This is a genomic window from Mycobacterium sp. P4_H6, from assembly GCF_056400845.1.
Window position 1 is genome coordinate 1 of record NZ_JBFUKN010000049.1, and the last position, 14,825, is coordinate 14,825.

Genomic DNA, 14,825 nt, shown 5'->3' on the forward strand with positions numbered 1-14,825 from the left:
CCACAGTCCAATCCGCGCAGCACGACCGTCGACTGTGCCTCCGCGGTGGCAGGCTCGTCGACGATCGCGCCGCCCCGTCGCTCCAGGTAGGCCTGCAGTCGGGGTGCCGCCGCAACGACGGCCGCGCGGAAGAAGGTGAAGGTGGCCAGCCATCGGGTCACCAGATAGCCGGCGTGCATATCCCAGCCCTGGTAGTAGCCGCGTTCCAGGGCCCGGGTCACCAGCCGGTGATGCCTGCGGATCGCGGCCACCACCTGGTCGTCGTCACCGACAGGGAACACCTGGGTGGAGCCGTCGGCGATCCACACCCCGGTCTGCGCGGCGGCGGTCTGCATGACGGCCTTGGCGTGGTCGGCGATGGGATGATCCAGGGACTGCTGCTGCGGCGCGATACCGCACGCCGCGCTGTAGTCGTAAGTGCCGTAATGCAATCCGCTGCACCGGCCGTCGGCCAGGTCGATGGCACGGGCCACCGTCGCGGCGCCATCCGCACCGATGACGGCCTGCGGGCTCTCGATCTGCAGTTCGAATTGCAGCGTGCCGGGCGCCAGGTCATGTGCCTGCTCGAGGGCCTCGCACAGCCAGACGGTGGCGGTGACCTGTTCGGCCGCACGCAGTTTCGGCACGGTGAACACGAAACCGGGCGGTACGCCGCCATCGAGCACCAGTTCCAGGGTGCGCACCGAACGTCGGCGGTCCGCTGCGGTCAACCCCTTGATCCGGATGCCTGAACTGCCCAGTGCCAGCGCACGCAGGGTGTCCCCGGCCTGCACCGCGTCGGCGTCCTCGGCCTCGTCGGCCCGCCGCCCGTAACCGTCCTCGAAATCCAGCCGCAGATCCGCGATGGGTGCGGTGCGCAGCCGGTCCCTGACCATCGCCAACGTGGTTTCGTCACCGAGCTCGGCGAACACCTCGGGGTGGCGGTCCAGCAGTTCCAGCGCGTGCGCGCCCCATTCGATGACGGTGGCCGGGCCCGCGTCGGCGGCGCTGATGTACACGGTGTGCACGGGCTGGCTGCCAGGGCGATCCCCCGGGTACCTGGCCGCCAGCGCCGCATCGACACCCTCGAGCAGGGCGTCGACGCGTGTGAGCGTGTCCTCGGGGACTCGGCGCACAGCGGGCATCGGTCCATCCTGCCGTGTCAGCGTGACTTGAGCACCTCCAGGCGGCGGATCGCCTCGTCCATCGTCTCGTCGCGTTTACAGAAAGCAAAGCGCACCAGGTGATTCCAGCCATGATCGCCGCTGGTGAACGCCGACATGGGGATCGCCGCCACCCCGGCGCGCTCGGGGAGTTCGGCGCAGAATGTGGTGGAGTCGGCGTATCCGAGCGGCCGTGGGTCCGCGCACAGGAAATAGGTGCCGTGGCTGTCGTGCACGGCGAATCCGATATCGGTCAGCGCGGCGGCCAGCCGGTTACGCCGGGCCTCGAAGGTATCGCGCAGCGCCAGCGACCAGCCGTCCTCGTCGTTGAGGGCCTGGGCGACGGCGGGCTGGAACGGGGCGCCACCCACATAGCTCAGGTACTGCTTGGCCGCCCGCACGCCCGCGATGAGGTCGGCGGGCCCGCACGCCCAGCCGATCTTCCAGCCGGTGACGTTGAACATCTTGGCCGCACTGGAGATGGTGACGGTGCGCTCCGCCATCCCGGGCAGCGCCGCAAGCGGCAGGTGCCGCAGGCCGTCGAAGACCAGGTTCTCGTACACCTCGTCGGTGATCACCAGTAGGTCGTGCGCGATCGCGAGCTCGGCGATCGCAGCAAGCTCCTCGGCGGAGGCGACGGTGCCGGTCGGATTATGCGGCGAGTTGAGGATGAGCGCCCGGGTGTTGGGCGTCACCGCAGCGCGCAGCGCCTCGACGTCGATGGCGAACCCGCGGCCGTCGGCCACCATCGGCACCGCGACCCGATGACAGCCGGCCATCGCGATCACCGGGGAGTAGGAGTCGTAGAACGGCTCGATCACCAGGACCTCGGAGCCTGGTTCGACCAGCCCGATGACCGACGCGGCGATGGCCTCGGTCGCCCCGACGGTGACCAGGATCTCCGAGTCGGGGTCGTAGCTGACCCCGTAGAGCCGCCGGCGCTGATCGGCGATGGCCTCGCGCAGTGCCGGGATGCCCAGGCCGGGTGGGTACTGGTTGGTGCCCTCGGCGATCGCGTCCTGGGCGATCTTCAGCATGCCCGCGGGCCCGTCCTCGTCGGGGAAGCCTTGGCCGAGGTTCACCGCACCGATGCGGGCAGCCAGTGCCGACATCTCGGCGAAGATCGTCACCGCGTACGGCTGGAGTCTGCGCACGGTCATGGCGTCGACCCTATCCGTGCTGGGACTTGAACCCGGGCGGCACCACCCGCAGCTTGCCGGCGATCCGGGTCAGGGCCGCCAGGTCGGCGCTGGTGAGTGGGTCGATGACCAGTTCGCGGACCGCCCGCACATGGATCGGCGCGGCCGCGATCACCAGCCGGTAGCCGTCGTCGGTGAGTTCGGCCAGCGTGTAGCGGCCGTCGTCGGGGTCGGGGAAGCGGGTCACCCAGCCGCGCTGCTCGAAGCGCTTCACCACATTGGACAGTCGGGACAGCGATCCGTTGGCCAGGAACGCCAACTCGCTCATCCTGATTCGCCGATCCGGGGCGTCGGAGATGTGACTCAGCGTCAGGTATTCGAAGAGGGTCAGGTCGACCTCCCGCAGCGGTGCCTCGAGCTTCCCCGGCATGAGCAGGATCAGCGAGATCAGACCGGTCCACGCCTGCTTCTCGTCCTCGGACAGCCATTGGGGGTCATCGCCGCTCGCCATCCCCATGACTTTACGCATGAAGTCATCAGGTGTACGTTTTACTTCATGCATGAAGTAAAACGAGACATCGAGTTCTTCACCACGCCCGGTTACGGCGAGACGGCCCTGGTCGAGCGCCACTACCACCAGGCCGTGCGGATCGGCGACCGCGTCGAGATCTCCGGCCAGGGCGGCTGGGACGACGACCTGAACTTCCCGGAGTCACTCGAGGACGAGATCATCCGGGCCTTCGAAAACGTGGAACGCACGCTGGTCGCAGCGGGCGCATCCTGGCGCGATGTGGTGCAGGTGAACTCCTACCACGTACTGCACGAGCCGGACGAGAACTTCGACGCCCACAACGAGGTCATGTTCGCGCAACTGCGTAAGTGGACGCCGGACCGGCCGCCCATCTGGACCGAGATCGGCGTCACCGCGCTGGGCGCGCCCCGGATGCGCATCGAGATCCGCGTCACCGCGGTGATCGAAAACTGATGCGCGCCATCGTCTTCGACCCCGACGCTCCGCGCAAGTTCGCGATCGCCGACGCCCCCGACCCGGTGCCCACGGCGCCGAACGAATTGCTCATCGCCGTCAAGGCCATCTCGCTGAACTTCGGTGAGGTGTACTACGGCGACAACGCCGAACACCCCGGCGACATCCCCGGCTGGGACAGTGCCGGCGTCGTGGTCACCGCCGCCGCGGACGGATCGGGCCCGCCGGTGGGCGCCAGGGTGGCCGGTGCCGCCTGGTCGCAGGGCTGGGCGCAGCGACGGGTGCTGGCAGCGGAAAACGTTGCGGTGATTCCTGATTCGGTCGACTTCGAGACGGCGGCCGCGTTGCCGGTCGCCGGGGTGACCGCCGTGCAGACCATCCGCCGGCTCGGACCCGTGCTCGGCAAACGGGTGCTGGTCACCGGCGCATCGGGCGGTGTCGGCCGGCTGGCCGTCCAGTTGGCCGCCCGGGCGGGCGCACACGTGATCGCCGCGGTCGGCAGCCCCGAGCGCGGTGCGGGCCTACACGAACTCGGGGCCGACGAGATCGTGGTCGGCCTGGACGGGGTCGCCCCGGTGCACGGCGTGCTCGAACACGTCGGCGGCGCCATGCTGGCCGACGCGTACGGTCTGCTCGAAGACGGCGGCACGGTGATCTCCGTGGGTGCGGCATCCGGTCAGCCGACGGTGATCGACTTCGAGGCGGCGCGAATGGCGCACAAGAACAACAGGATCGAGTCGTTCATGGCGAGCTGGCCGGTGGGCGAGGAGCTTCAGTACGTCCTGGACCTCTCCGGCCGCGGACAGTTGGACGCCCAGGTCGGCTACCGCGATTCCTGGGACAACCTCGACGCGGCGATCRATGCCCTGCTGGGCCGCCGGGTGGCCGGCAAGGCGGCGCTCACGGTCAGCTGAGCAGCGGGCGCAGATCGGTGTCGATCCAGTCGGTGAAGCTCTGCCACCCGACCTGCGGGTACTGCGCGTGCAGTGCCGGGATGTCCACGGTGTAGCCGCCGGCGGCCAGGAATCCGAACATGGCCCGCATGTCGTCGGAGCCGATATCGTCCGGGTCGCTGGTGGCCAGCCGCACCGGCTTGCCCAGTGCCGCCGCGATCGCCGCGGTCATCTGCTGCGGAGTCGGTTCGTCGGAGGCGATGTCGATACGCATGCCGCGGACCGGATCCGGATCGGTCAGCACCGCCGCGACGAACCGCCCGAGATCGCGACGGGACAACTGTTGCAGCGTCGTGTCGGCGGGCAGTGGCAACGCGAACACCCCGGCCTTGATGTCGTCGAGGCCGCCGAGCATGTTGTCGTAGAAGTACGAGGGCCCGACGATGGTGTACGACAGCCCGGACCGGGCGAGCGACTCCTCCACTTCAGCCTTGCTGTCGAAATGCGGTATGCCGGTGTGCTGGTCGGCATCGGCGACCGAGGAAAACACCAGGTGCGGCACCTGCGCCGCCAGCGCGGCGTCCAGGATGGTCCGGCCCTGGGCGACCTCGGCCTCGGGACCGTCCTCGAACGGCGTGGTCAACGCGTAGGCGCCGTCGACCCCGGTGAAGGCCTGTGCCACCGAGGTCTCATCGGACAGATCCGCGGCGACGACCTCGACACCGGCTGCGCTGAGACGTCGGGCCGAGGCGGAGTCGGTGCGACGGGTGATCCCCCGTACCGTCGACCCGCTGTCCAGCAGCGCCCTCACCACGGCACCGCCCTGCGCGCCGGTGGCGCCCAGCACTACGAAATGTCCTGTCATCACTGCAGCCTAATGGCCGCTTATCCCACGCCTTCCAGGGTGTCCGTCTCGGTCTGGCCGATCCTGGCGATGACCTCGGGACGGTTGCGCACCAGGTGGTAATACCAGGCCAATGCCACGGCGACCGTCGCCAGGAACAGGTACGGCAGGATGTTCAGCGGGAAGCTGGGCACCGGGTACACGTTGGCGAAGAAGGTGTAGGCCATCGCCAGGATCGCGATGACGGCGGTGACCCACACCAGCCGGTTCGGCTGGCCGGTGCGCCGGGTGTAGACCACACAGGCGGCGGCGACCAGCGAGTAGGCGACCATGTATCCGTAGGTGGCGTAGGTATCGACCCACACCACGATGTCCATCGGATGCACACCGACGGCCAGCAGGACGACGTCCAGGACGATGGCTGCCGGCCCGGCGATCAGCAGCACCCGGTGCGGCGTCAGGTGGCCTTCGTGGGTGCGGCCGAACCTGTCGGCGACCACGCCCTCCTTGCCCATCACGTAGACGATGCGGCCGACGACGTTCAGCGGGGCGACCACCACCGCGAAGAACGAGGCGCCGACTCCGAACAGCAGGATCGGATTGAACCACGAGGGCATGCCGATCAGAATCGCGATGTCCTGCAACGGATTGGCGCTGTCGGCCAGCCCTTCCTGGAGCACCGCGATCTGGGTGTAGGCGGCGAACACGTACAGCACACCCACCACCAGCGCGCTCCACATGATGGCGCGCGGGATGGCGGTGTACGGGTTGCGTGCCTCCCGGCCCAGCGCATCCGCCGAGGAGAACCCGACGAAACCGAGGATGCCGAGCACCATGCCCGCGGCCACACCCTGTCCGGGGATGTTGCTGAACGAGAACTGGGACGGATCCCAGGCCGCCGGTCCCGCCCACACCAGGGCCAGCACCAGCAGGACCGTGATGATGGTGACCGAGACCAACTCCAGGGTCAGCGATACCCGCGCCGAGAGCCGGATGCCACGGATGGTGAACAGCGTTGCGAGACCGCCCAAGACGATCGCGAGCACGATCKTCGACCCGACGCCGCCTGCCGGAATCCCCAGGGAGATCAGGAAATCGCTGGTGTAGGAGATCGCCCCGCCGAGCGAGCCGGCGGCGATGCCCCAGCAGCCCACCAACAGTGCCACCCCCGCCAGGTAGGCCCCGAACGGCCCGAGGCCCTTGGACACATAGGTGTAGAGCGAGCCGGCCGACGCATTGCGGCGGGCGAACACCACCACGCAGTACCCGACCGACAGGATGACCACGGTCGCCAGCGCGAACGACACGATGGTGCCGGTGCCCGCGCTCAGGTAGATGGCCGCCGCCGTGAAGGCGATGACGGCACTGGGCGCGATGTTCGCGATGGCCTGCGCGGCCAGTTCGGGACCCGACATCACACCGTGGCGCAGGCCGGCGTCGACGGGAGGGGTTTCGGTGGCCATTCGGCTCCTTGAGGTTCGAAAGTCGTTATCGGCGAGAGGTTTCAGGGGATGAGCAGGGTACGTAGCGCTTCGCCGGACTCCAGGTCGTCGAACGCTGCCGCCGCCTCCTCCAACGGTCGGCTGGCCCAGACCAGCGCGTCGAGTTTGAGCTGGCCGTCCATGTAGCGGTCGACGAGCGCGGGGATGTCGATGGAGGGACGCACCGATCCGTAGTTCGAGCCGAGGATGCGCTGATCGGCTTCGGCCAGCACCAGYGGTTCGAACGACGCCTTGGCCCCGGTGGGCGGCAGGCCGACCACGACGGCCGCCCCACCCAGTCCGAGCATCCGGATGGCCTGCTCGGTGGTGCCGGTGTGGCCGAATGCGTCGAAGGCGTAGTCGACGCCGTCGGGGATCAACTCCCGCAACTGCTCCTCGGCATCGCCGGCAGAGGCATTGATGCGGTCGGTGGCGCCGAACTGCACGGCCATCTTGGTCTTGTCGTCGCGGACGTCGATGGCGATGATCCGGCTGGCGCCGGCCAGCTTCGCGCCCTGGATGACGTTGAGACCGACGCCGCCGCAGCCGATCACCGCAACGGAGGCACCCGGCTCGACCGCGGCGGTGTTGAGCACCGCGCCGACCCCGGTCGCCACGGCGCACCCGACCAGCGCGATGACGTCCAGCGGCGCATCCTCGCGCACCTTCACCGCGCCGGACGCCGGGACGACGACCTCCTCGGCGAAGGAGGACACCCCGAGATAGTGGTGCACCACCTCGCCGTTGCGCGACAGGCGCGAGGTGCCGTCGAAAAGGGTGCCCAGCGGTGCGACCACGGTGGCGACCTTCTGGCAGCGCGCCTCGTGGCCGGACCGGCAGTAGCGGCACTCGCCGCACGGCGGTACCCAGGAGAGCACCACATGGTCACCGACCGCGAGCGTGGTGACGCCCTCACCGAGTTCGGTCACCACGCCGGACCCCTCGTGCCCCATGACCAGGGGCGCGGGTGCGTCCCACTCGCCGCGTTTGACGTGCAGATCCGAGTGGCACACCCCGGCGGCGGCGATCCGCACCCGCACCWCGCCCGGTTTGGGGCCGGCCAGGTCGACGTCCACGTACTCGATGGGCGTGGCGGGATCTCGGAAGACGATCGCTTTCACGGTGCTCCTTTACAAGCGGGAATCCACCGAATCGTAGGGAGCACGCAGCGCCGGCGACAGCCGCAAAAAGTGTGATCGGAGGAGCCTGATCCATCATTTTGTACACTCGGTCGTGGCCTATGACGTGCGGGCGATCGCCGAGCATTTCGGTGCCGAGCTGATCACCGGTGCCGTCGACGGCGCGACGCCGGTGGAGGGCAGCGTGGCCCTGGCCGACCTGGCGCTGGCGAGCTCGCCCGGTTACGCCACGCTGGTGGTGGCCGCCCCGACGGACTGGGCGGCAGCACTGGAGTCCGGCGACGCGCGGACGCCACTCGCCGGATCCGTCGCGATCATCGCCGGCGGCGCCGCGGCCGACACACTCCGCACACTCCTTGTCGACAGGGAGATCACCGCCATGGTGGTGCCCGAGCTGGCCGCCGACCTGGTGCGCGCGCGGCTGACGGCCCTCATCGCGGCCGACCAGGCCGCCGAGGACCGGCGGGTCACCACCGGGACCAAGGTGCTCACCCAGGTAGCCCGGCGCGGCGGGGTGGTCGCGGTGGTGGCCGAGCTGGCGCACCGGATCGACGGATGGGCGGTGCTTCTCGATGCGCACGGCGAGGTGATCACCACCGCAGGCGCCGGCAGCCTGCATGTGCGTGACGCGGGCTCGGTCGCCTTCGGGCGCCGGGTACGGATCCGTCATCCCGGGCTGCAGGTGCATCCGGTCGGTCAGGGCGAGGACGTCAGCGCCTATCTGGTCATCGGTGCCCGCGGTTCCACCAGCCGCAGCCGGGATCTGGCATCTCAGGTGGCCGCCCTGCTCGATCTGCTGCTGCACACCACCGACCATCCGGCGACCGAGCGGCTGGGCCGCGAGGTGATGATGTCCACATTGCTGCGTGGTGGCGACGAGGCGTCAACTCTGCTGCGCCGCTGGGGAGTTCACGATCAGTCGTTGACGGCGTTCGCGGTGGCGTCGAGATCGACGGCGATCGATCCGGAACGGCAGTCCATCCGCTGGCTCGACGAACTCGGTGCGGTGCACATGGTGTCGGCCGAGCGCGGGCGGGTGCTCGGGTTCATCGGCGCCGACCGTGCGCAGGAACTAGCCGCCCTGGTGGAGCGGCTGACGGCCGACGCGAGCCTGCCGCTGAGGATGGGGCTGGGGTCGGCCGCGACGCCACAGGTGTTGGCCCGCAGCGCCGCCGAAGCCCGGCAGGCACTGGAGACCGCCGTCGTCGACTCCCGGCCGGTCGTCTGGTACCGCACCTTGGCCACCGTCTCCTACGTGCTGGACCACCTGGACCACAGCGCGATGACCCGGGTGGCTGCGGTGCTGGATCCGTTACGCGACGACGGCGGCCGGCACGGGGCGCTGACCCGCACGCTGGAGGTCTACCTGGCAGAGCACGGGGCGTGGGGTTCCTCGGCGACCCGACTGCAGGTGCATCGGCAGACGCTGGCGGCGCGGATCCGCCGCATCGAGGAGCTCACCGGATTGTCGATGGCCAGCCCGGACGACCGGGCCGCCGCCTGGCTGGCCATCCGCGCCCTGAAGAGCCCGGCGCTGGGCTGAGGCGCTCTTATTCCCGCGCGAGGGGGTACATCGTGTGACTCCCTGATCTGTGCCCACCGAGCTGGAATGAGTACATGACCAACACTGATGACCCCATCGCCTTGGTGACCGGTGCGAACACCGGCATCGGCTTCCATCTGACTCAGCAACTCGCCCGCACCGGCGCGCGCGTACTGCTGGCATCGCGTGATCCCGAACGCGGCAAAGCGGCCGCGCAGCAGCTGGCGGCCGAAGGTCTCGACGTTGACGTCCTCACCCTCGATGTCACCGACGACGAGACCATCACCGCCGCCGTCGGCCACATCACCGACACCTATGGGCGCCTCGACATTCTGATCAACAATGCGGCGATCGTGGGTGACGGGTTGCCGGCGTCCCAGGTGAGCCGCGCCTCCCTGTTGCAGACCTTCGACACCAATGTGGCGGGTATCGCCGCCACCACGAATGCCCTACTGCCGCTGCTGCGGGCCTCGTCGCGGCCGCGGATCCTGAACGTGTCCAGTGAGCTCGGATCGACCCGACTGGTCAACGATCCCGAATGGCCGCACAGCGATGTGGCCGCAGCCGCCTATCAGGCGTCCAAGAGCGCTGTGGACATGCTGACCGTCCTGTACGCCAAAGAACTGGCGCACGAGGGCATCTCGGTGGTATCGGTGAGCCCGGGCTACCGGGCGACCGGCCTGAACAACGGCCAGCCGATGGAGGGCGCCGGTGATCCTGCGGTGGGCGCGGCCGGCATCGTCGGCGTTGCGCTGTCCGCTGAATTCCGCACCGGTCAGTTCCTCAGCGATCAGGGGGAGCTCGTCGCCTGGTGAGGCGTGCCAGTATCGAGGTATGGATGGACAGGTGGCCGGGGAGTTCCTGCGGGCGGTTCGGGAAAGCCGCGACCCCGGCGCCTTCGGGTTCGCGGCGAACGGGCGGCGCACCAGCGGGCTGCGGCGCTCCGAAGTGGCGGAGCTGGCGCACATCTCGGTGGAGCACTACACCAACCTGGAGCGTGCCCGGGGCAGCGGCCCGTCCGAGCAGGTACTCGGTGCGCTGGCCGATGCGCTGCGCCTCGATGACGATGAGCGGCGGCATCTGTTCCAGCTCGCCGGCCGCAACGTCCCCGCGGGGAGCGAACCCAGCACGGAGGTCAGTCCGAGCGTCGCGACGATGGTGCAGGGCCTCGGGAGCACCGCGGCTCTGGTGCTCAGCGCGCGTTTCGACATCCTGGCCTGGAATGCCGCTGCTGCGGAGTTGATGGAGGATTTCGGCGCGCTGGCGCAGGCCGAGCGCAACATCGCACGCCGCCATTTCCTGTCCGAGCAGGGGCATTACGGCATGAGCGAGGCGCAGGAGTTCTCCCGGATGGTGGCGGGCCAGCTGCGCGCCACGGCGGCCCGCTACCCCCGGGACGCGGGTACGCAGCAGTTGATCGCCGATCTGCTGGCCGGCAGCCCGGAGTTCGCCGGACTCTGGTCCGACGCCACGGTGGTGAACACCACCCACATGATCAAACGGCTCGACCATCCCGAGCGCGGCCGTCTGACGCTGTCCTGCGACGCCCTGATGGACCCGCACCGGGATCAGACGATCGTGCTGTTCGYGGTCGTCTCGACCGGTTGAAGCTGCCCCTACGTCAACGACGTCAGGACAGCTGCGGTGCCGGTTGCGGGAGCGGATGCGCACCCTGCGGGCGCAGCCCGTCGAAGATGATGGCGAGGTACCGCTGCCACAGTAAAGGCTTTGGCGTCGAGAGGTTTTCGACGATATGGACCGGCGCACACATCATCAGGAAGACGTCGGTTTCGGTGATGTCATCACGGATGGCACCGGCAGCGCGGGCGCGGTGAACGAGCGTGCCGAGCCGGGTGTGCAACTCGTCTCGGAGCGCGGTCACCGTCGGGTGGTGATCGCTGACGGACTGCAGGAATGTCAGGTCGTGCTGTTGGCGTTGATCGGCGGCCACCGTCAGGAATTCCAGTAGCGCTGCACCCGGATCCGGTGCGCTCTCCAGCTGGTGGGCGACCGTCGTGAGGGTCGTGAGATGACCCGACACGATCGCCGCGATCAGGTCCTCCTTCGAGGCGAAATGCCGAAAAACGGTGCCCTTGGCGACACCCGCCCGACGGGCGATGTCGGCGATCGAGGCGGACGGTCCCCGATCGGCGAACTCGGCTTCCGCGGCAGCCAAAAGCGACTCGCGGTTGCGAGCCGCATCCGCACGGAGCGTGCGATCTGGCGTGGACACACCTCAGCGTATCAAGTTGACCGATCGGTCACCTTGGCGTTACGGTGACGGCACCAAGGTGACCGATCGGTCACCTTGAGCTTCGGTCAAACTCTCGGAGGACATATGCAGTTACGCGGCGCCACGGTCCTGGTCACGGGCACGAACCGGGGAATCGGTCGGCATTTCGCCATCGAACTTCTGCGTCGGGGGGCCAAGGTCTACGCCACCGCGCGGCGGCCCGAACTGGTCGACATCCCGGGTGCCGACGTGCTGCACCTCGACATCACCGATCAGTCGTCCGTGGAGGCGGCCGCCGCACTGGCCCAGGATGTCGACGTCCTGATCAACAATGCCGCCGACACGGCCGGTGGCAATCTCGTCACCGGAGATCTGACCGCCATCCGATCGACGATGGATTCGAACTACTACGGCACCCTCGCGATGATCCGGGCCTTTGCGCCCATCCTTGCGCGCAATGGCGGAGGTGCGATCCTCAACGTGTTGTCCGTCGTCGCGTGGAACACCGTGGACGGCAACACCGCATACGCCGCAGCCAAGTCGGCGCAGTGGGGCCTGACGAACGGAGTGCGTGTCGAGCTCGCCGGGCAGGGCACCCTGGTCGCCGCACTCGTCCCCGGACTGGTGGGCACCCAGACCCTGCTCGACTACGCCGAGAAAACCGGCGTGGACCTGCCCGGTGAGGTGGTGACCGATCCTGCCGATCTGGTCCGGCTGGCTCTCGACGGCCTGGAAGCCGGGGACATCGAGATCCTGGACCAGCTCGCCGTCGCCGCCAAGGAGTCACTGAGCGGTCCGCCCCGCGCTCTCGCGTGGTGATTCAGGTGGCGAACAGCCGCGACGTACGCTCTTCGTGACACATCCCGCTGATCTCGAGGGTGGGGGACAGGCTGCTCAGCTCCGACAACGGGCGCTCGCACGCCGATGCCGCCGCCCGCGTCATCGTTGCGGCAGTACGCAACTGGATACGCTGGCTCTGCAGCGGGCCGAGCCGGCCCAGCCGTACCGCGGCGCTGAGCATCGAGGCCATCAGCGACCGCAGTGATCCGAGGACCGCGAGCTGTTCGCTGACACCCAGATAGGCCTGCACCACGCCGTCGACGACGGCGGCATGACCGGGGGTGCTGCCGGCCAGCACGGCTCGCAGGTACGGGTGCTGCGCCGCGATGCCGATTTCGCAGGCGGTGGCACTCAGCTGCCTGCCCGCCGACACCGACGCCGTGCGGGCATTGTCGAACAACTTGTAGGACGCCATCAGCTCGTCGAGCTCGCCCAGGTGTTGCGCCGACTGCCAATCCCGCCACGCTGCGGCGGTGACGGTGGCATCCAGCGTCGCGTACCCGTGGAGGAGGTAATTACACACCGCCGTCTCGATCGCTTCCGCGTCGGCGTCCGGCCGCTGAGCCAGCCACTCTTCCAGGCCGTGGCTGTGCACCATCCGCCCGGCCGGAAACGCGCTGTCGTGCAACTGCACCCACAGTGCGATCGCGGTGGCCGGGTCAGTGGTGATGGCCGGCATGGTGATTGGCCGCGCGGTGATCGGATGACGTCGCCGACCACCCGTCGGCGGCCATCGCGATCTCGGTGACCTCACCGATCACGCCGAGCCCGGCGAGCATTTCCCGGGCGGCGGCCGCGCTGGTGAACAGCGGCACGGTCAGCGTGTCATGGTCGACGTCGATGGGTGCGTGCTGATTGCCCAGCGTGTGGCCCAGCAGCAGCATGGCGCGGGCGGTGTTGTCGGCGAAGCGGACCCGGATGGCCGGTTCGTGCGGGCGCCGCACCACCACGGCATCGTAGCCGTCGTCGGCGATCACCATGCCGTGGCGCAGGAAGGCGCCGCGCGGCAACATGATCCGCACCTCGAGTCCGGTGTCGGTGGTCACGAGCTGGCGGTGCTTGCCGGCATCGCCCCAGCCGATGTCGACATGGTGGCGGCGGCGCCCGGCGAAGGCCGGGTCATCGGCGGTTCCGAGAACGGCATCGGCTATCACGTCAGGCGCTCCTTGCGATCGGCGGGGACAACACGCTGTGGCGGGCCGCGGCGTGCAGCGCGCGACACACCTGGTTCAGTTCGGGTGCGCGGCGGGCCGTCAGCCGCGCGAAAACACCGGCCCGGTGCGGAAGTTCGCCTGCCCCGCCGAGTACGCCCGGAAAACGACCGAGGGTGGCGCGGACCGTGGACAGTGCGGGTGCGGGCGATCGACCGGGGGTGACGATGAGCAGGGTGGCCAGATAGTCGCTGTCCAGACCGGCTTGCGCGGTGATCAGCTGGCGGTCCCGCGCGATGACGCGGCCCTGCACCCGCACGGTGAAGGAGTTGTCGACGCCTGCGTACCGGAAGCGTTCACCGTGCGCGATCCGTCCCCCGGCGATGGCGTCCCAGCCGATATAGGTTCCGCCCTCGTCGACGTCGAGTTCGATGCTTTGGGTGAACGTCGAATCCGATTGCGGAATGATCGTTTTGGGAAGGTACTCCAGCACGGCACCGGAGTCGACGGCGAAACGCAATCGGTGCCGGGCGCCCGGTCCTGTCCCGGCGAACACCTGGGTGGCCGCCTGGCTGGTCATGTAGAGATGGGTGCCGCCCGCGGAATGGACGGTGGTCTGCAGATCGTCATCGGAGAACGTGCCACCGCTGGGGCTCTGCACGCACAGCACCGCCGCGCGCGGGTAATCGGCGTCGGTGTGCAGCGCGGTGGTCACCCGTTGCGGATAGCGTTGCCGCAACTGCGCGATCCGGGTGGTGCCGGTGGCATCGGCCAGGGTGTGCACGGTCAATTCTCCGGGCGCGATCATGCTCTGGCCGTGAGCATCACACCGCGCAACAGTTCGTCGGTCAGCGCGTCCAGGCCGGTACCGGTGCGCAGGTCGGTGAACACCGTGGGTTTCACCGGGCGGGCGATGGCGCAGTCGCGGCGCATGCCGTCCAGATCGGCACCCACCAGGTCGGCCAGGTCGATCTTGTTGACCACCAACAGATCCGCCTGCAACAGGCCGATGCCCTTCTTGCGGGGGATGTCGTCACCGCCCGCGGTGTCGATGACGAAGATCCAGTAGTCCACCAGGTCGGAGGTGAACGTGGCGGCGAGATTGTCGCCGCCGGACTCGATGAGGATGATGTCGAGGTCGTCGAACTCGGCGCACAGCCGCCGTGCCGCGGCCAGGTTGGCGGACGGGTCCTCGCGGATGGCGGTGTGCGGGCAGGCCCCGGTCTCGACGGCGAGTACCCGGTTCGGGTCGATGACGCCGCTGCGGCGGACCCGCTGGGCATCCTCGTCGGTGACCAGGTCGTTGGTGATGACGGCGACGCCGAGGCCCTTGCCGATGAGCTGGGGTACCAGCATCTCCACCAGCCGGGTCTTTCCCGACCCGACGGGTCCGCCGATGCCGACCCGGAGTACCTCAGACATGGTGATCTCCTCG

At 68.8% G+C, this 14,825-nt stretch carries 17 protein-coding genes; 6 read left to right on the top strand and 11 right to left on the bottom strand.

Annotated features, from left to right (window positions below):
* From AC1DTF_RS19725 to AC1DTF_RS19735, 3 genes are all read right to left on the bottom strand, one after another.
* The coding region (locus AC1DTF_RS19725; RefSeq protein WP_477475280.1) for a DUF6986 family protein at positions 1-1,124 on the bottom strand (1,124 nt) is incomplete at its 3' end.
* 17 nt (positions 1,125-1,141) lie between these two features.
* Entirely contained in the window at positions 1,142-2,302 is a 1,161-nt protein-coding gene (locus tag AC1DTF_RS19730; RefSeq protein WP_477475281.1) for a pyridoxal phosphate-dependent aminotransferase, read from the bottom strand.
* 10 nt (positions 2,303-2,312) lie between these two features.
* Positions 2,313-2,792, bottom strand: coding sequence for a MarR family winged helix-turn-helix transcriptional regulator (locus AC1DTF_RS19735; RefSeq protein WP_057168575.1), 480 nt, complete (start codon positions 2,790-2,792; stop codon positions 2,313-2,315).
* A gap of 45 nt (positions 2,793-2,837) precedes the next feature.
* Here AC1DTF_RS19735 and AC1DTF_RS19740 point away from each other — a divergent pair, with 45 nt between their 5' ends.
* Together AC1DTF_RS19740 and AC1DTF_RS19745 are read left to right on the top strand one after the other, a co-directional pair.
* Positions 2,838-3,266, top strand: coding sequence for a Rid family hydrolase (locus tag AC1DTF_RS19740; RefSeq protein ID WP_057168573.1), 429 nt, complete (start codon positions 2,838-2,840; stop codon positions 3,264-3,266).
* Entirely contained in the window at positions 3,266-4,180 is a 915-nt protein-coding gene (locus AC1DTF_RS19745) for a zinc-binding dehydrogenase (RefSeq protein ID WP_477475282.1), read from the top strand. The genes AC1DTF_RS19740 and AC1DTF_RS19745 overlap by 1 nt, the downstream gene beginning before the upstream one ends.
* On the opposite strand, the gene AC1DTF_RS19750 is transcribed toward AC1DTF_RS19745, so the two are convergent.
* Genes AC1DTF_RS19750 through AC1DTF_RS19760 form a run of 3 tightly spaced genes read right to left on the bottom strand, consistent with a single transcriptional unit; the run spans position 4,173 to position 7,605 of the window.
* On the bottom strand, positions 4,173-5,024 hold the full coding sequence (locus AC1DTF_RS19750; RefSeq protein ID WP_477475283.1) for an NmrA/HSCARG family protein: 852 nt from the start codon (positions 5,022-5,024) through the stop codon (positions 4,173-4,175). The genes AC1DTF_RS19745 and AC1DTF_RS19750 overlap by 8 nt on opposite strands.
* Before the next feature lie 20 nt (positions 5,025-5,044).
* Positions 5,045-6,466, bottom strand: coding sequence for an APC family permease (locus AC1DTF_RS19755; RefSeq protein ID WP_477475284.1), 1,422 nt, complete (start codon positions 6,464-6,466; stop codon positions 5,045-5,047).
* Between the two features lie 41 nt (positions 6,467-6,507).
* On the bottom strand, positions 6,508-7,605 hold the full coding sequence (locus AC1DTF_RS19760; RefSeq protein WP_477475285.1) for an alcohol dehydrogenase catalytic domain-containing protein: 1,098 nt from the start codon (positions 7,603-7,605) through the stop codon (positions 6,508-6,510).
* Positions 7,606-7,717: 112 nt separating this feature from the next.
* Between AC1DTF_RS19760 and AC1DTF_RS19765 the strand changes: the two genes are divergently transcribed.
* The 3 genes from AC1DTF_RS19765 (at position 7,718) to AC1DTF_RS19775 (ending at position 10,774) form a co-directional block, all read left to right on the top strand.
* Entirely contained in the window at positions 7,718-9,166 is a 1,449-nt protein-coding gene (locus AC1DTF_RS19765) for a PucR family transcriptional regulator (protein ID WP_477475286.1), read from the top strand.
* A 74-nt stretch (positions 9,167-9,240) separates the two neighbouring features.
* On the top strand, positions 9,241-9,981 hold the full coding sequence (locus AC1DTF_RS19770) for an SDR family NAD(P)-dependent oxidoreductase (RefSeq protein ID WP_477475287.1): 741 nt from the start codon (positions 9,241-9,243) through the stop codon (positions 9,979-9,981).
* 19 nt (positions 9,982-10,000) lie between these two features.
* A complete protein-coding gene (locus AC1DTF_RS19775) occupies positions 10,001-10,774 on the top strand; it encodes a helix-turn-helix transcriptional regulator (protein WP_477475288.1) in 774 nt (257 codons plus the stop codon).
* Between the two features lie 22 nt (positions 10,775-10,796).
* Here the strand turns inward: AC1DTF_RS19775 and AC1DTF_RS19780 are convergent, their stop codons facing one another.
* Positions 10,797-11,399 carry a TetR/AcrR family transcriptional regulator gene (locus AC1DTF_RS19780; RefSeq protein ID WP_057168557.1) on the bottom strand — a complete coding sequence of 201 codons (603 nt, stop codon included), beginning with the start codon at positions 11,397-11,399 and terminating at the stop codon, positions 10,797-10,799.
* A 105-nt stretch (positions 11,400-11,504) separates the two neighbouring features.
* On the opposite strand from AC1DTF_RS19780, the gene AC1DTF_RS19785 reads away from it, so the two are divergent.
* The gene (locus AC1DTF_RS19785) at positions 11,505-12,218 is read left to right on the top strand and encodes an SDR family NAD(P)-dependent oxidoreductase (RefSeq protein WP_477475289.1); all 714 of its coding nucleotides are present in this window, start codon (positions 11,505-11,507) and stop codon (positions 12,216-12,218) included.
* Position 12,219: 1 nt separating this feature from the next.
* On the opposite strand, the gene AC1DTF_RS19790 is transcribed toward AC1DTF_RS19785, so the two are convergent.
* The 4 genes from AC1DTF_RS19790 to ureG are packed head-to-tail and all read right to left on the bottom strand — an operon-like array spanning position 12,220 to position 14,812.
* A complete protein-coding gene (locus AC1DTF_RS19790; RefSeq protein ID WP_477475290.1) occupies positions 12,220-12,918 on the bottom strand; it encodes an urease accessory protein UreF in 699 nt (232 codons plus the stop codon).
* A complete protein-coding gene (locus tag AC1DTF_RS19795; protein WP_477475291.1) occupies positions 12,899-13,393 on the bottom strand; it encodes an urease accessory protein UreE in 495 nt (164 codons plus the stop codon). The genes AC1DTF_RS19790 and AC1DTF_RS19795 overlap by 20 nt, the downstream gene beginning before the upstream one ends.
* 1 nt (position 13,394) lies before the next feature.
* On the bottom strand, positions 13,395-14,198 hold the full coding sequence (locus AC1DTF_RS19800; RefSeq protein WP_477475292.1) for an urease accessory protein UreD: 804 nt from the start codon (positions 14,196-14,198) through the stop codon (positions 13,395-13,397).
* The gene (gene ureG, locus AC1DTF_RS19805) at positions 14,195-14,812 is read right to left on the bottom strand and encodes an urease accessory protein UreG (RefSeq protein ID WP_477475293.1); all 618 of its coding nucleotides are present in this window, start codon (positions 14,810-14,812) and stop codon (positions 14,195-14,197) included. Before ureG ends, AC1DTF_RS19800 begins: the two co-directional genes overlap by 4 nt.
* Between the last annotated feature and the right edge of the window lie 13 nt (positions 14,813-14,825).